Annotated in this window: 14 protein-coding genes and 1 tRNA gene; 1 reads left to right on the forward strand and 14 read right to left on the reverse strand. The window is 60.9% G+C overall.

The window, feature by feature from the left end; genetic code table 11:
* Positions 1-123 precede the first annotated feature (123 nt).
* On the forward strand, positions 124-1,068 hold the full coding sequence (locus ACEUKI_RS01795; RefSeq protein WP_179133449.1) for a hemolysin III family protein: 945 nt from the start codon (positions 124-126) through the stop codon (positions 1,066-1,068).
* Positions 1,069-1,122: 54 nt separating this feature from the next.
* Here ACEUKI_RS01795 and ACEUKI_RS01800 read toward each other — a convergent pair whose 3' ends face one another.
* The 14 genes from ACEUKI_RS01800 to ACEUKI_RS01865 form a co-directional block, all read right to left on the reverse strand.
* Complete coding sequence (locus ACEUKI_RS01800) at positions 1,123-1,602, reverse strand: transcription elongation factor GreA (protein ID WP_007055115.1); 480 nt, start codon at positions 1,600-1,602, stop codon at positions 1,123-1,125.
* Between the two features lie 98 nt (positions 1,603-1,700).
* Complete coding sequence (locus ACEUKI_RS01805) at positions 1,701-2,108, reverse strand: FKBP-type peptidyl-prolyl cis-trans isomerase (protein ID WP_080785117.1); 408 nt, start codon at positions 2,106-2,108, stop codon at positions 1,701-1,703.
* A 141-nt stretch (positions 2,109-2,249) separates the two neighbouring features.
* Positions 2,250-3,710, reverse strand: coding sequence for an L-serine ammonia-lyase (locus ACEUKI_RS01810; RefSeq protein WP_080785118.1), 1,461 nt, complete (start codon positions 3,708-3,710; stop codon positions 2,250-2,252).
* 146 nt (positions 3,711-3,856) lie between these two features.
* A complete protein-coding gene (locus ACEUKI_RS01815) occupies positions 3,857-4,426 on the reverse strand; it encodes a cadmium transporter (RefSeq protein WP_080785119.1) in 570 nt (189 codons plus the stop codon).
* A 191-nt stretch (positions 4,427-4,617) separates the two neighbouring features.
* Positions 4,618-4,696 (reverse strand) — tRNA-Leu (locus ACEUKI_RS01820).
* 158 nt (positions 4,697-4,854) lie between these two features.
* Positions 4,855-5,856, reverse strand: coding sequence for a Ppx/GppA phosphatase family protein (locus ACEUKI_RS01825; RefSeq protein WP_144169201.1), 1,002 nt, complete (start codon positions 5,854-5,856; stop codon positions 4,855-4,857).
* 62 nt (positions 5,857-5,918) lie between these two features.
* Positions 5,919-6,485, reverse strand: coding sequence for a DUF501 domain-containing protein (locus tag ACEUKI_RS01830; RefSeq protein ID WP_080785121.1), 567 nt, complete (start codon positions 6,483-6,485; stop codon positions 5,919-5,921).
* On the reverse strand, positions 6,482-7,093 hold the full coding sequence (locus ACEUKI_RS01835) for a septum formation initiator family protein (protein WP_179133450.1): 612 nt from the start codon (positions 7,091-7,093) through the stop codon (positions 6,482-6,484). Before ACEUKI_RS01835 ends, ACEUKI_RS01830 begins: the two co-directional genes overlap by 4 nt.
* A 90-nt stretch (positions 7,094-7,183) precedes the next feature.
* Positions 7,184-8,482 carry a phosphopyruvate hydratase gene (gene eno, locus ACEUKI_RS01840; protein ID WP_080785123.1) on the reverse strand — a complete coding sequence of 433 codons (1,299 nt, stop codon included), beginning with the start codon at positions 8,480-8,482 and terminating at the stop codon, positions 7,184-7,186.
* Between the two features lie 150 nt (positions 8,483-8,632).
* Positions 8,633-9,571, reverse strand: a complete 939-nt coding sequence (locus ACEUKI_RS01845; RefSeq protein ID WP_179133451.1) for an aldo/keto reductase — start codon at positions 9,569-9,571, stop codon at positions 8,633-8,635.
* A gap of 148 nt (positions 9,572-9,719) precedes the next feature.
* Positions 9,720-13,304 (reverse strand): transcription-repair coupling factor, encoded by a 3,585-nt coding sequence (gene mfd, locus ACEUKI_RS01850; RefSeq protein ID WP_251847613.1) that lies wholly within the window; start codon positions 13,302-13,304, stop codon positions 9,720-9,722.
* Positions 13,294-13,893, reverse strand: coding sequence for an aminoacyl-tRNA hydrolase (gene pth, locus ACEUKI_RS01855; protein ID WP_251847614.1), 600 nt, complete (start codon positions 13,891-13,893; stop codon positions 13,294-13,296). Before pth ends, mfd begins: the two co-directional genes overlap by 11 nt.
* Positions 13,894-14,088: 195 nt before the next feature.
* Positions 14,089-14,586 (reverse strand): GNAT family N-acetyltransferase, encoded by a 498-nt coding sequence (locus tag ACEUKI_RS01860; RefSeq protein WP_251847615.1) that lies wholly within the window; start codon positions 14,584-14,586, stop codon positions 14,089-14,091.
* 133 nt (positions 14,587-14,719) lie between these two features.
* Positions 14,720-17,959, reverse strand: coding sequence for a UPF0182 family protein (locus ACEUKI_RS01865; protein ID WP_115770728.1), 3,240 nt, complete (start codon positions 17,957-17,959; stop codon positions 14,720-14,722).
* Between the last annotated feature and the right edge of the window lie 147 nt (positions 17,960-18,106).

Raw genomic sequence — 18,106 nt, forward strand, 5'->3', positions numbered from 1 at the left:
GTATCGCCGCCATTGGGTGATAGTGTTCGCGTGAGTCGGTATTGACAAGCATAAAAGTTACGCTAACGTAGGTTACGTCAGCGTAAGAAGCGTATCGTCAACTCGTGAAACGGGGGCATCATCATGGCATCAACAACCGACGACGCGGAAAAGACGATGCATCACGACGCTCATAACAGCGCGGCGATTGCAGAGGATGCCACCATCGCATCCAAGCGTCAGGCGGCTATCGAGGCGCGCGAACAGGCGTTGCAAGCCAAGGCTGATGCCGTACGGGCCAAGGCCCAGTTCAAGGCCGAGGCCATTCGAGCCAAAGCCGAGGAGAAGGCCCGGCACAATCTCGCCAAAGCGGAGAACCGTGCGCTGAAAATCGAGGGCATTGCCCCTGCGGAAGTGGAACGCAAGATTCGTCTCGACGTGCACGGACGGCCAAAGCCGTTGATGCGTGGCTGGATTCACGCGATTGCCGCTCCCCTGTCATTGGCGGCAGGCATCGTGCTTATATGCCTGGCACATGGCGCGAGTCTGAAGTGGGCGTGTGCCGTGTTCATGACAGCGTCGCTGATTCTGTTCACCAATTCGGCCTGCTACCATCTGGGCGATTGGAGCCCGCGCATCACCGATGTGCTGCGGCGTATCGATCATGTCAACATCTTCCTGCTCATTGCTGGCACGTATACCCCGGTTTCGTTTGCGCTGGAACCATTCTGGCGCAATGTGATCATCATATCGATGTGGGCGTGCGCGGCCATCGCCATCGTGATTCATGTGATCTGGATCAATGCACCACGCTGGCTGTATACGGTGGTGTACATCATCTTCGGCATCTACGGCCTGGCTTATATGGTGATGTTCTGGAATTCGCCGTATGCGGGGCCAGCCGTGGTGGTGCTGCTGTGCGCCGGCGGTGCCTGCTACATCCTCGGCGCCATCGTCTACGCCTTGCGCAAGCCCGACCCTTGGCCTCGCGTCTTCGGCTTCCATGAGATTTTCCACTGCGGAACGGTGGCCGGATATGCCTGCCATATGGTGGCCATCTACATGGTGATCGTCTCGCTGTGGCAATAAGCGCTACGCCATATAAGTATGTCCCCGCCTACGGGGGCATACTAGTCAACTAACTCAGGCCAGCGGCTTGGCGGCCTTGACCGTCACGGACAGCTCGCGGCCGTTCGGTGCGGTGTAGGAAACGACGTCGCCCACCTTGGCACCCTCGATGGCCTTGCCAATCGGGGAATCCGGGGTCATGATGTCGTAGTCGGTGCCGGCCACGATGTCACGGCTGCCGAGCACGTAGGTCATCTCGTTGCCGTTGAGCTCGATGGTCACCACAGAGCCCTCGCCCACGGTGCCTTCCGGAGCATTCTCGATGATCTTGGAATCGCGCAGCTTGACGGTGAGCTCGGTGATGCGGCCCTCGTTCTTGCTCTGCGCTTCACGGGCGGCCTGGTAGCCGCCGTTCTCGGACAAGTCGCCCTCGGCACGCGCCACGGCGATCTTGTGCGCGATTTCCTCACGCAGCTCACCTTCACGATGGGCGAGCTCTTCCTTCATCTTGTTGTATGCTTCCTGCGTCAGCAGGTAGACCTTGTCCTCAGCCATATCGTCCTCCTGAACCGTTGTCGATGCTGAAACAATCTTCGTTATTTATGACAAAACGCCGGCTATGACCCCGGCGTTCGTCATGTGCTGACCTATGGTCAGCGGGTGGAAATGATGTCGATGACGAACACCAGCGTGTCCTCGCCGCCGATGCCAGCCTGCGGGATGCCGCGGGAACCATAGCCGTATTCCGGCGGAATGGAAACCACCAGACGCGAACCCACGTTATGGCCCGGCACAGTCTGATCCCAGCCCTTGATGACCTGTCCCACGCCGATGCCGAAGCTGGCGGGCTGATGACGGTCGAAGCTGGAGTCGAATGGGGTGTCCTTACCCCACACCACGCCGTGGTAGTTCACGGTGACGGTGTCGCCGCGACGCACGATCGGGCCGTCGCCTTCGGTCAGCTCCACAACCTTGAGGCCCTTCGGGGCTTCGGGCGTCGGGAACTCGATAACGGGCGTGGTGCCGAATTCGGCGTTCACCTGAGGCATCTGATCTGCCATTAGTCCTCCTTCAAAGACACAATGCGCCCTACCTTAGCACCATCGGCGAATCGGCGGTAGTCCTTCATCCCTGTGCGATACGACACGCTGGCCGTATACGTCAATTCCGGTCATCATGCTGGTGAATACCAGACATGTCAATCAGCATTCGACGACATTGACGGCAAGCCCGCCCTTGGAGGTCTCCTTGTATTTGGCCATCATGTCTTCACCGGTCTGCTTCATGGTTTCGATGGCCTGATCAAGGGTCACGATGTGTGAGCCGTCGCCGAGCATGGCCATACGCACGGCGTTGATGGCGGTGTTGGCGGCCATGGCATTGCGCTCGATGCATGGAATCTGCACCAGTCCGCCCACCGGATCGCAAGTCAGACCCAAGTTGTGTTCGATGCCGATCTCAGCAGCATTCTCCACCTGTTCCGGCGTGCCGCCCACGACTGCGGCAAGTCCGGCCGCCGCCATCGAACAGGCCGAGCCGATTTCGCCCTGGCAACCGACTTCCGCGCCGGAAATCGAGGCGTTGCGTTTGAACAGGTATCCGATGGCACCGGCGGTCAGCAGAAACGTGACCACGCCCTGTTCATTGGCGTTGTCCACGAAATGCCAGTAATAGTGAAGCACGGCGGGAATGATGCCGGCGGAACCGTTGGTCGGAGCGGTTACGATGCGCCCGCCTCCGGCATTCTCCTCAGAGACGGCCAAGGCGAAGAGATCCACCCATGCGGCGTCGGAAGACTCGAGCACGGCGTCTTTGCGCCGGCTGTCGCGGCGCAGCACATCGGAATTCGAGGCGAGACGCCGATACATTTTCGGCGCGCGGCGGGGTACGTCAAGGCCACCGGGCAATGTGGGTTCCGCCGAGGTGCATCCGTGGTCCACACAGGCGCGCATAACACGCCAGATGGCATCAATATCGGATCGGACCTGGATGCCCGAGCGTGAAGCGGTTTCGTTGGCCCATACAAGTTCGGCGATGCTGAGATGATGTTCCCGGCATAACGACACCAATTCGGTGCATGATGAGAACGGATAGGGTGCCTCGACGCCGAAATCAGTGGATGATGATTCGTCCGCATCGGCAAAGGAGGTGCCTTCCGGAGGGCGTTCATGAATGCCGATCATCGGGTCTTCGAGAGCGCCTTTGCGCACGAATCCGCCGCCGATGGAATACCAGACCTGTTCGTCGACCAAGCTTGCGGCGGCGTCGAAAGCCTGGAATCGCATGCCATTGGGGTGCGCGGCCATGCGCTTCCATTGTTCGAACACCACGTCGCGGTCGTAGTCGAAACGGATGCGTTTGAGGCCGGCGAGGTTCAGAGTATCGTCCAACGCGCAGGTCTCGCGGATGTGCATCATGTGGTCGGTATCCACGGTGGCCGGCAGATTGCCTTCGAGCCCGGCCATCGCAGCGCGATCGGTGCCGTGGCCGAGACCGGTCAGCGCCAGAGAACCGTAAAGCGTGATTTTGACACGTGCGGTGCGATCGACCAAATGGTCGGCCTGCAACGAGGAGGCGAAAGCATGTGCCGCGACCATCGGGCCTACAGTGTGCGAGGATGAAGGTCCGACGCCGATGGTGAACATGTCAAGCACGCTGAACATTTGGCTCCTTCTCCCCTGCTGGTTCGGCATGCCGGTGTTATCAGGCGTCATGCCATCACGATATCGTATTCCAGCCTAGCGCCCGGAATCGCTTTCGCCTTATGCGATGATGGCCGCGCGCGTCGTGCCGGCGAGCGATAAGTCAGTCAGTGAGACAGTGCGGAGAACATCATGACCAGTACGATGATACCGATGATGGCCAATACGATCTGCACCACCATCAGCCCGATGGTCAGTCCCTTCTTGGTGGCGATTTTGGGCGCGTACGCCTGTGCCAACAGGAAGGCGATGAAGCCGAACACCGCGTAGTTGACGGTCAGGGCCATCACATCGCTGTTCGACAACACCACGCCGTTCAGCGGCTGGTTCAGCGTGTTCATCATCGCGCTCATCACGAACATGCCCCACACGCCGTAGCCGATTAATCCGACGACGCCGTACAGCCATGGCTTGAGTTTGTCGTTGGCACGCAGGGTCAGGGCTTCGGCACACCACAACAGGGCGAAGCCGACGATGTAGGTGAACGCCACGGCGATCAGTATCACGATAGTCGCCCATGGCAGGAGTGCGGCCACATTGCCGATCATGGACAGATAGAATCCCGAGCAGGCAATGGCACCAACGGTGAGTGCAGTGCCCGCAATGACGGCTTGGGCAAGCATGGTGGGCAGGGCGCCTTGTTCGACTCGTTCGACATCGGTCCAGCGTGAAGCCATGTGGATTCCTCGTTTCATCAGGTACATCGTCACAACGCCACATAGCCTAACGGCCTTTTGTTTCGGCCTTATAAGCTCTCCACATAGTGAGCTGCGAGCCCCCTCTGACGAGGGGGCGTCGGCGAAGCCGACTGGGGAGAGACCGCGGCACAGCCGCAAAAAACGGCATCGGCCACAGGCCGATCTCAAGGTGCCTCCGGTGGGACTCGAACCCACAAGCCGAAGCGATCGATTTTAAGTCGACTGCGTATACCATTTCGCCACGGAGGCCAACTTTTCTATTATAAGCTATCTCCTGCCCTGAGCATTGCTTGCGGGTTGCTGCACTTCGTGCAGCCGTCGCGGCATAGCCGCTCCCCTCGCCTACAAACAGCCCACCGGGCTGTTTGCTTAACGGCTCAGCCCGCTGGAGGCACTCACCACTTACGCTATTGAGCCAGCAACCGGCGACCATAATCGAGCACAATGCCGTCCAGCAGCCCGTGTTCGCTGGCAACGAACGAATCGATGGCTTCACCATGATCGGCCTTGGCGGCTCCGCTGGCACGCGCCAGCACACGGCTCCAGACCACAGCGCCGCCGCCGACCACATCGATACGGCCGGGGTGGATGGTCTTGTATTCGCGGCGCTCGGCGCGCGTCATCCTAAGGAACTTGTCGTCCACGGCATAGGCGTCTTCAAGGCTCAACCGATGCCCGTCGACCACGGTGTGATCGTATTCCTTCAATCCCATGGCCAAGGCGGTCATCGTGGTCACCGTGCCGGACACGCCAATGATGGTACGGGCCTTGCCTGCGTCCACGGTGCGGAAGGCCTCATCGATATGTTCATCGACGTCCGCAACGGCCTCATCGATCTGTGTCTGGGTCGGCGGATCATTGGTCAGATGACGTTCGGTCATGCGCACGGAACCGATGTTCATGGAAAACGCGCCCTGAACCTGGGTAGTGGGCGCACTGACGCCGTCGCCACCGATGACCAGCTCGGTGGACCCGCCGCCGAGATCAACCACCAGATAGGGGGCGGGCAGATCGTCGCGATTGACCACGGAAGTGGCACCAAGGAAGCTCAGGTCGGCTTCTTCGGTGCCGGGAATGACTTCGGGGTGCATGCCGAGGATACGTTCGATCTCATCCTCGAACTCCTCACGGTTTTCTGCGTCACGAGTTGCAGAGGTGGCAACGAAACGCAGGCCGTCGATGGGATGCTCGGCGATCACACCGGCGAATTCCCGAGCGGCCGTATAGGCGCGTTCCAACGCTTCGTCGGCAAAACGATGGGTCTTGTCCACATCCTGGCCGAGGCGGATCACACGCAGGATGCGCGGCACCACCTCATGCATGCCATCGGCATCGACACGTGCGATTTTCAGTCGAATGGAGTTCGTGCCGCAATCAATGCCGGCGACGGTTACGGATTCCTTGCTCATTGCCTTCTCCTCGTATCCCTTAGTGCGTATGAATGGGCCGTTCGCGGTGGCTCATCTGTTGATCAATCGTCCAGTGTGCAACGGCAGACGGTCGGATCGAACTCGTCCTTGACACGTTCCAGCACCAAATCGCCAATGGGGTTGGCACCCGGTCCCATAACCAGGGATTGGGCCAGCAGAGCGTGCAGGCACTTGACGCGCACTGGCATGCCGCCGGCCGAAGTGCCTTCAATATGCTCCTCACTGTCGCCAAGACGTCCTGCCAGTTCGTGGCGGAATGCCAGATACAGGTTATGGGCCTGCTCATATGCGGCCTTGAGCTCCTCGTCCGAGGCCAACATGTCGTTGTATTGCTGCATCACGCCGGCGGCCTCGACATGGGAGGCGGCCTTGACGGCTTCCGGACCGGTCAGATAGCACGTGGTGGGGAAAGGGATTCCGCCGGGCAACACCGGACGGGTGATTACGGCAAGTGGCCTACCGCAGACGCATCGCGCCCCCACGGCGACCATGCCGCGCGGGTATCGGCCGAGCCGACGCTGCACCAAGTCGATGTCATGGTCGTTGGCGGGCTCGGCAAGCACGGTATCGACAAGGGCCTTGGCCTTGGCGGCGATATCGATGGTCACTGTTGGGTTCCCTCCCCTGTGTTCTGTTTGGTATTCTGTTGGGTGTTCTGATCGGATTGGGTGTTCTGGTCTGACTTATCGGACTGCTTGGATGAGTCGTTGGATGACGAGTCAGCGGAACCGGTAATATCGGATTTGCCGGACTCGCTATCGGTCACAGGCTCATCGGCCTTTTTGAGCGAGTAAGACAGTTCGCTGTACCATGGCAGGACTTCTTTGTTGCTGCTACTGGAATCTTCCGTTTTCTGGGATTCGCTATCGGAGCCGGTCACGGCTTCGGGATGCAGCACACGCACGGCCTGTTCGCCGGGGAATACGAAGCTGAGGCGTTCACGGGCCTGGGCGGTGATGTAGGCCTTGTCATCCCAACGCTTGATATCGTTCTCCAACTCCTGCTTTTTGGCGATCAGCGAAGCCTCCTCACGCTTGAGGCCATTGAGTTCGGCCAGGTTCAGGGCATAGGTATGGAAGGTGGAGACCAGCTGGATGGTGCCGAGTGCGATGATGAACAGGGAGACGAAGAACGCTATGGGCCCCGCCGACCCTTTTTTCCTGACTTGTGCTTTGCCGGTTTTGCCAGGTTTGCCGGTACGGGACGACTTGCTCATGTCACACGAAAATACCCGCCGCATTCGACTTGACGAACACGACGGGTATCGAGCTTCAGCGGAAACTCACGCCTTTACGGGCGTTTCAGCTCACTTGGCCAGGTACTTCTTGCAGGCCTTGAAGGCGCTGTAGCCGGCGTACTGAGCGGTGGAGCCGAGCTCCTCCTCGATCTCGAGCAGGCGGTTGTACTTGGCGACGCGCTCGCCACGGGCCGGGGCACCGGTCTTGATTTGGCCGGTGTTCTTGGCGACGGCCAGGTCGGAGATGGTGGTGTCCGGGGTCTCGCCGGAACGGTGGGAAACCATGGAGGTGAAGCCGTTCTTGGTGGCCAGCTCGATGGCGTCAAGGGTCTCGGTGACGGTGCCGATCTGGTTCAGCTTGACCAGCAGGGAGTTGGCGGCGCCGAGCTCGATGCCCTTGGCCAGACGGGCCGGGTTGGTCACGAGGAGGTCGTCGCCGACGAACTGCAGGCGGTCGCCGAGGCGCGCGGTGATGGCGGCCCAGTCCTCCCAGCCTTCCTCGTTGAACGGATCCTCGATGGAGACGATCGGGTACTCGTTGATGAGGTTCTCGTAGAAGTCGAGCATGTAGGAGGCGTCGCGGTCGTCACCCTCGAAGTGGTACTTGCCGGTCTCCTTGTTGTAGAACTCGGAGGAGGCGACGTCGAGGGAGATGCCGATCTGCTTGCCCGGCTCGTAGCCGGCGGCGGAGATGGCGTCCATGATGTAGTTCAGGGAGTCCTTGTTGGACTTCATCTTCGGAGCGAAGCCGCCCTCGTCGCCGAGGCCGGTGTTCAGGCCTTCCTTCTTGAGGACGTTCTTCAGGGTGTGGTAGACCTCGACGCCGGCCTGCAGGGCCTCGGAGTAGGTGTCGAAGCCGTACGGGGAGATCATGTACTCCTGGATGTCGGTAGCGAAGTCCGCGTGAGCGCCGCCGTTCATGATGTTCATGTTCGGGACCGGCAGGATGTGGCCGTTGGTGCCGCCGAGGTAGCGGTACAGCGGCTGGCCGGCGGACTCGGCGGAGGCGTAGATGGCAGCCAGGGAGACGCCGAGGATGGCGTTGGCGCCGAGGCGGCCCTTGTTCGGGGTGCCGTCGAGCTCGATCATCAGGTCGTCGAGAGCGCGCTGATCGGAAGCGTCCATGCCGATGACCTTCGGAGCGATCTCCTCGTTGACGGCCTTGACAGCGTCCAGAACGCCTTTGCCGCCGTAGACGGACTTGTCGCCGTCGCGACGCTCCCAAGCCTCGGCCTCACCGGTGGAGGCGCCGGACGGGACCAGGCCCAGGCCCTGAGCGCCGTCTTCGGTGTCCAGAACGACCTGAACGGTCGGGTTGCCACGGGAATCCAGAATCTGACGCGCGTACACGCTTTCAATTACTGCCACAACTACTCCTTAAAACGGTTGTGTATCTTGAATGACATTCTTAAGAGTAGTGCGATTTGTGGACGTTGTGAACAACACGCCCAAAATTTAGTGTTAGCGCTCACAATGCCAGTGTGCCGCCTGATTGCAAGGTGGTACGGACGAAATCGCTCAGTCGACGTCCTTGCCATTGAGGTAGTCGATTTCACTGTCGGACAATTTCAGTTCGCTGGCTTTGAACGAGTCCTGAATCTCCTGCGGGTTTCTGGCCGAGGGAATCGTGAACAGATATTGGTATTGCGCAAGTTCCCACGCGAGCGTGACGCGCTGGTAGGAGCAGTCGTGAATCTTGGCGACTTCGCGGAACCGGTCGAACAGATGCTCGTTGAACGGGTCGAGGAATCCGCCGAGTGGCGACCAGCAGACAAAAGCCAAACCGAGCTTTTCGCAGGTTTCCAACGTGTGTTCAGGGTCACGATGGGCCGGGGAGAACTGGTTCTGGACGGCCACGAGACGATCGCCCAAAATATTGCGGGCGGTTTCGATGTCCGCGTTGTCGATTCTGGAGATGCCGACAGCTTTGGCCACACCTTCGTCCACGAGCTGCTTGAGTGCGCCCATCTGGTCTTCGTACGGCACCTGCGGATCGTTGCAGTGCGAGTAGAGCAAATCGAGCGTGTCGACACCGAGGCGGCTGGCGGATTCCTTGGCATTGGCGATCATGGTTTCGGGTCGGGCGTCGGCCTGCCAGCCGTAGTTGCCACTGCCGTCAAGCGTACGCAGCCAACCGGTTTTGGTGGCCACGAGCACCTGTTCTCTCGGCCCATGCCACGAGTGCAGAGCATCGCGGACCAGATATTCACCATAGCCCATATCCTCCGGCTCGCCGGTTCCGGGTGCGCTGGGCAGATAATAGGACCAAGCCGTGTCCAAATAACGGACTCCGGCATCGAGCGCGGCATGGATGGTCTCGATCGCCTGATTACGGTTGGAGGGGCGTCCCTCGATGGCGAGCGCCATCGTGCCCATGCCGAGGCGGGGAATCTCATAGCCGGCAAGTGTTGCCGCGGTCGCGCTCTGGTTCGTGCGGTTCGTAGTCGTTTCGCTCATAGCAGTCACTTAATCTCGCTCGCTGGACAGTCGGAACGATTCCGTCTGGGGTGAATCATCGTCACAAACGACGGCATGAATATGAATATGGCTCACCGGAGGTTGCCCGGTGAGCCATAGCTGGCTCGACTGTCACCTCGCACCCCGTCTACAAACGGCTCTGCCGTTTGCTTGACGACGGGGTCCATGCCAAATCATCAAGTAACTGGTTGGTCCAGAGGACTACCTGGTCGGAGCTCATGGGGCCTTGGCCCAGGGAGCCGGTGAACGGGGTGGGGACGATGAGCTGGTGGGTGACCGGGCGGTATTGGGCGCCTTTGTAAATACGGCCCATACGCATCTGGATGGATTCGGGCGGGTCGATGCGACCGATGCGCACGCGGTTGGATTGCGCGAGAATCTCCGAAATGCCGAGCTTGCGGGCCTTGAACTTCAGACGGGCCACGTCGAACAGGGTCTCGAATTCGACCGGCGGCTTGCCGTAACGGTCGGTAAGTTCCTCTTCCAAATCCTTCAGATCGGCCTCGTTGCGGGCGGAGGCGAGCTTGCGGTACGCTTCCAGACGCAGCTTGTCCGAATCGATGTACTCGATCGGAATCGACGCTTCGATGGGCAGGTCGATGGACACGGCCACCGGCTCGACGTTCTCCTCGGGCTCCTTGTACTTCTCCACGGCTTCGGACACCATGCGTACGTACAGGTCGAAGCCCACGCCCTCGATATGGCCGGACTGCTCGTCGCCCAGAAGGTTACCGGTGCCGCGCAATTCCAAGTCCTTCATGGCCACGTCGAAACCGGAGCCGAGCGCCGTGTTCTGCGCGATGGTGGCGAGCCGGTCATGGGACTGCTCGGTCATCGGCTTGGACGGGTCGTACAGGAAGTAGGCGTACGCGCGCTCGCGGCCGCGACCGACGCGGCCACGCAGCTGATGGAGCTGGCTCAAGCCGAAACGGTCGGCATGGTCGACGATCAGCGTGTTCGCATTGGAGATATCGAGACCGGTCTCGATGATTGTGGTGCACACGAGCACGTCAATGTCGCGATGCCAGAAATCGCGGATGATCTGGTCGAGCTGCTTCTCCCCCATCTTGCCGTGGGCGATGCCGACGTGCGCCTCGGGCACCAGCGTGTGGATCTTGTCGGCGATGGACGAGATATCCTGCACACGATTGTGGACATAGAACACCTGGCCGCCTCGCAGCAGTTCGCGGCGTACGGCTGCGGTGACCTGCGCATCCTCGTAGGCGCCCACATAGGTCAGCACCGGCAACCGGTCTTCGGGCGGGGTGGCGAGCGTGGACATCTCGCGAATGCCGGTCACGGCCATTTCCAGCGTGCGCGGGATAGGCGTGGCAGACAGGGACAGCACGTCCACGTTGGTGCGCAGGGCTTTCAGCGTCTCCTTGTGTTCCACGCCGAAACGCTGCTCCTCATCGATGATGACGAGTCCCAGATCCTTGAACTTGATTTTCGGGTTCAGCAGCTTGTGCGTGCCGATGACCACGTCCACCGTGCCGGTTTCCAGCCCCTCGATGGTCTCGTCGATCTCTTTGGTGATCTGGAATCGGCTCATGGCCGCCACATTGACCGGGAAACCCTCGAATCGTTCGCTGAACGTCTCGTAATGCTGCTGGACAAGCAGCGTGGTGGGCACGAGCACGGCCACCTGCTTGCCGTCCTGCACGGCCTTGAAGGCGGCACGCAGTGCGATTTCGGTTTTGCCGAAGCCCACGTCGCCGCAGATGAGGCGGTCCATCGGCACGGGCTTTTCCATGTCGGATTTAACTTCGTCGATGGTGGTGAGCTGGTCGGCGGTTTCCTGATAGGGGAAGGCGTCTTCCAGCTCTTTCTGCCATGGGGTGTCCGGGCTGAACGCGAAGCCCTTGGCGCGCTGGCGGGCGGAGTACAGCTCGATCAGGTCGTCGGCGATCTCGTGGACGTGCTTGCGGGCCTTGGCCTTGGTGGCCGCCCAGTCGGAGCCGCCGAGCTTGTTGAGCTTGGGGGCTTCGGCGCCGATGTATTTGCTGACCTGGTCGAGCTGGTCGGTGGGGATGAACAGTTTGTCCGCCGGGGCGCCGCGCTTGGAAGGCGCATATTCGATGACCAGGTATTCGCGAGTGGTTTTGTTGGCGCCGGTGCCGATGGTGCGCTGACGCATTTCGATGAACCGGCCAATGCCGTGCTGCTCGTGCACCACGTAATCGCCTTTTTTGAGTTCCACCAAGTCGATGGCCTTGCGCCGGCGTTTCGGCGTTTTGGCCACGGCCACGGCTGAAGTGCGGCCGGTCAGGTCGCGTTCGGTGAGCAGGGCGATTTTGACGGCTTTGTCCACGAAGCCGTCGATGGCCTGAGAGCGGATGACGTCGAAATTGGCGATGCCGGTAGTGTTGATCGCGCGCTTGAGCCTGGCCAAGGTGCCGGCCGCAGCGGCGGTGATGGTGACGTGGAAGCCGGCATCGAGCAGGCCTTCGATGCCTTGGGAGGCCTTGGCCTCATCCCCTCGGAATTCGGCCGGGTTCTGGGCGTCGAGCTGCACATGGCCGGTCAACGCGGTGTCCACGCCGAAACTGGTGAGGCGAATCACCGGATGTTCGGAGTATTCGAGGGAGCTGATGGTTTCCGCATAGTCGAGGAAGCTGGCTTCGTCGAAGCTGATGGGCGCGCCGGCGCCGTGGCCGGAGGCGGCCACATGCCAGCTGGCGGCCAGGAACTCGTTCGCGGTTTTTGCCAAGTCTTCGGCGGAACGGCGCAGTTTCTCCGGGTCACCCAGGAGGATCACGGCGTGCTTGGGCAGCATGGAGCCCACCGGTTCCAGATGGTCCACGAGTGCGGGCATCAGGGATTCCATGCCTTCGACCGGAATGGCGTTGGCGATGGATTCGAGCATGTCCTCAGCATTGGGAATCGAACCGACCAAGGCTTTGGCGCGGGTGCGCACGGCGTCGGTCAGCTGCAGTTCACGGCATGCGGTGGCCCAGATGGTCTTGAGGCCGTCGCCGTAGGTACGCTGGTCGGAGGCGTGGAATTCCTTGATGGTGTCAATTTCGTCGCCGAAGAATTCGATACGCACCGGGTGCGGTGCGGTGGGCGGGAATACGTCAAGAATGCCTCCGCGCACCGCGAACTCGCCACGGTCCATGACCAGGTCCACGCGCGTGTAGGCGTTTTCGATCAGACGTTTGGCGGCTTCGTCGAGGGGCAGGTCCTCCCCCACGGTGAACACGAGCGGCTCGACGTCGCCCAGTCCTTGGACGACCGGCTGGATGAGCGAGCGGATCGGCATGACGAGAATGCGAATCGGGCCGAACATCGAATCGGTATCGCTCGGATGCTTGAGTCTGCGGAACACGGCCATGCGGCTGGCCACGGTGTCCGCGCGCGGGCTCAGACGCTCGTGCGGCAGGGTTTCCCAGGCTTCGAGCTGGGCGATGTCGTTCGGGTCGCCATCATACCAGGAGCGCAGCGAGCCCACGGTCTCTTCGGCTTCGCGGCCGGAGGCCACGACCAGCACGACCGGCTTGCCGGGTTTGCCGGCCACACCCTGCCCGATGGCGGCGGCCAAAGCCGGGCGCAAACCTTCGGGGATGCCGGCCAGGACGGAGTTGTCGACGTCGTCCGAAGCCTCGATGTCGCCGGCGGCGAGCTTCAGGAAGGTCTTGTCCTGTTCCAGCTCAGACAGGATGCCTACCAGTGAGCCGTTGATCAGGTCCGGGTGCGTCGCCTCACCGGCCATTGAACTTCTCCTGAGTCTTGGCAAGACCGTGGAAGATGATGTCCTCGGCGGCGTCGGCGCCGTCAGCCAGGAATTCGGGCAGCTGCTTGCACTGGTCCGGACCGAACCCGCCCAGCACCCAGTTCACCGTGTTGTCATGCGCGTTCGCACCGCGCTTGGAGTGACCGACGCCCATGCGCACACGCGCGTATTTCGGCGTGCCGAGGGAACGGTCAATCGACTTGATGCCGTTGTGGCCGCCTGCGGAGCCGCCTGCCTTGACCTTGATACGGCCGAATTCCAAGTCCATGTCATCGTGAATCACCACAATATGGTCGGGCTCGATCTGGTAATAGGCGCTAATGGAAGCCACCGCATTGCCGGAATCATTCATATAAGTCAGCGGCTTGGCCAGAAAGAACTTGACGGTGCGGCCGTCCAGGTTCATCACGCTTTTACCGAGCATGGCCAAGCCCTTGTGATCGGCGAAGTTCACCGTCCAACGTTCGGCGAGCACGTCGGCGGTCCTGAAGCCCATGTTGTGCCGCGTGTCCTCATATTTTTTGCCGGGGTTGCCCAGTCCCGCAATCAGCCAGAAATCCGATGCCATAATCCGCTCCTCGTCCGTCTTCCTATATTCCCGTATGCACGTTCTGTACGTTCCGTACGTCATGCGCGCGTTCGCCTCGCGCATCGGCCCATGCCCGGCCGGATTCAACCGTCAAGATTGTACTCAACGCCGCCGTCAAGCTCGTTTGCTCCGGCATCCTCACACTTTTCTTGACTGAAATGACTTACTGCAAGGCTACAGGTCCAAATACCAGTAGGACATGTCCCGCATGGTGCCGGTGGAGTCGGTGGCAGCGGCGGGCATGAGTCCGAATTGGGTGAAGCCGAAGCGGTGCATGAGGGCAATGGAGCCGGCGTTATCGGCGAAAATGATGCCGCAGGCCTTGCGCATGTGGCGGGCCCGCGCCTCGGTGAGCAGCCTGTCAAGCATGAACGTGCCTACTCCCCTGCCTTGCCATGCCGGATCAATGTAATAGGCCAAATCGGTGACACCGTCATATCCCGCGCGGTCATAGAACACGGAGAGCGCACCGAAGCCGATGATTGAACCGTCTTCCGATTCCACAACAAAAACGCCGTAGGGCGGCGTATGGGGTTCGACCCAGGCGCGGCGTTGGTCGAGGGTGCGCGGGGTGAGGTCGGCGGTCGCACCGCCGGCCATCACTGAGGCGTTGTAGATGTCGGTGATGGCTTGGACGTCGGATTCGACGGCCGGACGGAAGGTGTATGGCATGAGGTTCCTTTGAATACGCAAATAGCCCGTCCCTATGATAAGGACGGGCTATGTCAGTTGAGGTAACCGACTCCCTTCAGTCGCCTTCGGCGATAGCTCCCCTCACCCTGAGGGGAGCCAATTCCTGTCGGAACTACTTGTCGAGCCCGATGGCCTTGTTGAGGGCGTCTTCAAGCTCCTTCTGCGCCTTGCCGTAGGCGGTCCAGTCGCCGTTCTTCATGGCGGACTGGCTGTCCTTCATGGCTTGGGCGGCATCGTTCAGCGCCTGCTGGAGTTCGGGGCTACGGTCGGAAGACGAGCCGGAATCCGACTTGCCGTCCGCGGTGCCGGACTGGCCACCATTGGTATCGGAACCAGATTGGTCACCGGATGTGCCGGAAGCCTGGTCACCAGACGATCCGTCACCGGACACGTTCTCAGCATCGCCTGCGGCCGCGCCGGAATCACCACCGAACACCTGATCCAAGGCCTCATCCAACGTATCCGCGAATCCAACCTGATCACCGAATGCGACCAGCGTCTTCTTGAGCAGCGGGAATGAAGTCGCACCCGAAGACTTGACGTACACGGGCTGCACGTACACCAGTCCGCCACCGAGCGGCAGGGTGAGCAGGTTGCCGCGCACCACTTGCGTGTCGCCGGATTGCAGCAGGTTCAGTTCCTTGGACACGTCGGCGTTGGCGTTGAAGTTGTTCTGCGCCTGGCCGGGGCCCGGTACGTTCGAATCCTTGGGCAGCTCCTGCAATCGGATGGTGCCGTAGTTTGAGCCTATCTTGCCCTTCTCATTGCCGGCATCCGAGTCGACCGACAGGAAGCCGGTGAGGATCTCACGGGTGGACTGGCCAGCCGGAATGTAGGTGGAGGTCAGCGAGAACACCGGTTCCTTGGTGCCACCGGTCTGCAAGGTCAGGTAGTACGGCGGCTGCAGGATGTCCTGGTCCTGCTGGGACTGGGATTCGGTCGGGTCGACCGGCGTCTGCCAGAAGTCCTCGCCGGAGTAGTACTGGCTGGCGGAGGTCACGTGGTACTTGGAGAGCAGTTCGCGCTGCACCTTGAACAGGCTTTCCGGGTAGCGCATGTGGCTCATCAGGTCGCCGGAGATATCGGAGAGCTGGTGGTACTGGCCGGGAAAGATCTTCTCCCATGCCTTGATTACCGGGTCGGATTGATCCCATACGTACAGATCCACGGAACCGTCGTAGGCGTCCACGGTGGCCTTGACCGAGTTGCGGATGTAGTTGGCCTTCTGCGAGCCCAAGGATGAGACCGTTGCGGAAGAGACGGTGGTGGAATCCTTGGTGGAGGAGCCGAGGTCGGTCATCTGCGAGTATGGGTAGGCATCAGAGGTGGTGTAGCCGTCGACGATCCACTTGACGCGGCCATCGACCACGGCCGGATACACACGGCCGTCAAGCGTCAGGTACGGCGCCACCTTGGCCACGCGCTCCTTGGGGGAACGATCGTAAAGAATCTGCGATTCGCTGGTAACACGGTCGGAGAAGAGAATCTGATCGGAGCCGAAGCGGATTGCGTAGAGAATACGGGAGAACAGGTTGCCAACCGAGGGGCCGCCGTCGCCCTTGAACGTGGTCAGGGCGCCTTCCGAACCGGTCGGGTAGTCGAACTCCCAAGCCTGCGTGCCCTCCGGTGCGCCGACGATCGAGTATTCGGTGGTGTTCGGCGAGAAGTAGATGCGAGGCTCATACTTTTCGGATTCAGTGAGCTTGCCCTGAGCGGGGATGCCGGATTCGAAGAATTCAGGCTGGCCGTCGGCGGTCACCTTGTTACCGTAAGCAGCCACCACGCCGTAACCGTGGGTGTACACGGTGTGGTCATTGACCCAGTTGCGGTTGTCGTTGCCGGCCAGATCGAGCTCGCGGGCGGCAATCACGGTGTCTTGGGAAACGCCGTCGATCTCGTACTTGTCGACGGCCAAAGTGTCGGCGAAGGTGTAGTACTGCTTGGACTGCTGTAGCTGCTTGAATGTGGGGCTGACGACCTGCGGGTCGAGCAGACGAATCTGCGCGGTGGTGTCGCCCTCCTTGGCCAGAGCGCCCTGCTCGCCCTTGTCGGTTACCTTGTATTGCTCGGTCTTGAGCTTGTCAAGACCGTAGGCGGCGCGGGTGGCGTCGATATTGCGCTGAATGTAGGTGGATTCCATCTCCTGTGCGTTCGGGTTGACGCGGAAGCGCTGCAACAGCACCGGCCATGCCACGGTGAGCACAAGACCCACCACGACCACGACGGCAATGGAGGTCACCGGCACACGCCAGGCCTTGAGCGCGGCGGAGGCGCGCACGCCGATGGACGCCTGGCCTTCGAGCGTGTGGGAACGCATGAGCCAGATGCCCAGCACCACGCCGAGGATGGCGGTCAGCGCGGCCATGATGAAGGTGACGGGGATGTTGGCGTGCACGGCGGTGTAGGAGGCACCGGTGATGCGTGAACCCTGCACGGTGAGCTGGTCGAATACGCCGATCATCTGGCGCACTGCCCAAGCGAACATATTGAGCATCAGCCAGATGCCAAGCTGACGACGGCAACGCTTGGTGATGGAGAACAGGCCGCGTCCGTTAACCGGCATGGTAATGCGGATACCACCCATCAGCACATGCGTGACCACGGAAAACACAAGGCCCACGCCCAGCAGCATGGCCACGGCGGCGAGCACGAGCTTCAGGCCCGGCAGCACGAACACGTAGAAGCCGTTGTCCAGACCGAACTGCGGATCGGTGGTGCCGAACGACTGCGCGTTGAACATGAGCAGAATCTCGCTCCAGTTCGCGTTGAACTGAGAGCCGAAGATGACGCCGACGATCAGCGAAATCACCACGGCCACGCGGCGAGCGGTTTTCGAGCTGACGGATTTGCCGACCTCGACCACATCGCCGTTAATGCGAATGGTGGATCCGTCGGCCGAATCAGGGCGTGCCCGGATAGCCAACCAGGCGGAAACGAAGCCGGTCAAGGCCATGAGCAGCGCGTAGGCCACCCACAGACCGATTTTCACCCCGAGCTGGGTCCAGACCACGGACTGGAAGCCGAGCTGGCCGTACCACATCAGATCGGTGATGAATCGGGACAGGCCGAAGAACAGACCGACGATGATGGCCAAGGCCAGCACCACGCCGATCAGAACCTTGCTGCCACGGCTGGCTCCTGAGCCACCGGACGCTGGCTTACGGGTGATACGCGGATTGGCCGGGCCACGTGGAGAGCGGGATGACCCGGAGGGGCCGGCGTTGGTGTTGCGGGCCGGACCGTCCCCATCGGCCTCGACATCGAGGATGATCGGATCGTCATTGTTCGCATTGTTGCGTCGTGAATCGCCGCCATTGCCGAACAGTACTGAGAAAGGATTGTTAAAAGACATAACTCAAGCCTATCGAAAGGGCGGGAGGTAGGTTATGCCCTGAGCACAGAATGAGGCAGCGTTCTGTTCTACGCTCCGTTCTACGCTTGCCGGTATGAACAGCCAACGGCCACAACATATGCGTCCCTCAGCACACGCCACACGCCA

The organism is Bifidobacterium sp. 2450 (assembly GCF_041900695.1).
In the GTDB taxonomy this organism is placed as follows: Bacteria; Actinomycetota; Actinomycetes; order Actinomycetales; family Bifidobacteriaceae; genus Bifidobacterium; species Bifidobacterium longum.

Coding starts and splice junctions, on each gene's coding strand:
- ACEUKI_RS01835 (WP_179133450.1), bottom strand. CDS start 7,093: ATGAGCAAGTCGTCCCGTACCGGCAAACCTGGCAAAACCGGCAAAGCA.
- ACEUKI_RS01845 (WP_179133451.1), bottom strand. CDS start 9,571: ATGAGCGAAACGACTACGAACCGCACGAACCAGAGCGCGACCGCGGCA.
- pth (WP_251847614.1), bottom strand. CDS start 13,893: ATGGCATCGGATTTCTGGCTGATTGCGGGACTGGGCAACCCCGGCAAA.
- ACEUKI_RS01805 (WP_080785117.1), bottom strand. CDS start 2,108: ATGGCAGATCAGATGCCTCAGGTGAACGCCGAATTCGGCACCACGCCC.
- ACEUKI_RS01860 (WP_251847615.1), bottom strand. CDS start 14,586: ATGCCATACACCTTCCGTCCGGCCGTCGAATCCGACGTCCAAGCCATC.
- ACEUKI_RS01865 (WP_115770728.1), bottom strand. CDS start 17,959: ATGTCTTTTAACAATCCTTTCTCAGTACTGTTCGGCAATGGCGGCGAT.
- ACEUKI_RS01800 (WP_007055115.1), bottom strand. CDS start 1,602: ATGGCTGAGGACAAGGTCTACCTGCTGACGCAGGAAGCATACAACAAG.
- ACEUKI_RS01810 (WP_080785118.1), bottom strand. CDS start 3,710: ATGTTCAGCGTGCTTGACATGTTCACCATCGGCGTCGGACCTTCATCC.
- ACEUKI_RS01795 (WP_179133449.1), top strand. CDS start 124: ATGGCATCAACAACCGACGACGCGGAAAAGACGATGCATCACGACGCT.
- mfd (WP_251847613.1), bottom strand. CDS start 13,304: ATGGCCGGTGAGGCGACGCACCCGGACCTGATCAACGGCTCACTGGTA.
- ACEUKI_RS01825 (WP_144169201.1), bottom strand. CDS start 5,856: ATGAGCAAGGAATCCGTAACCGTCGCCGGCATTGATTGCGGCACGAAC.
- ACEUKI_RS01815 (WP_080785119.1), bottom strand. CDS start 4,426: ATGGCTTCACGCTGGACCGATGTCGAACGAGTCGAACAAGGCGCCCTG.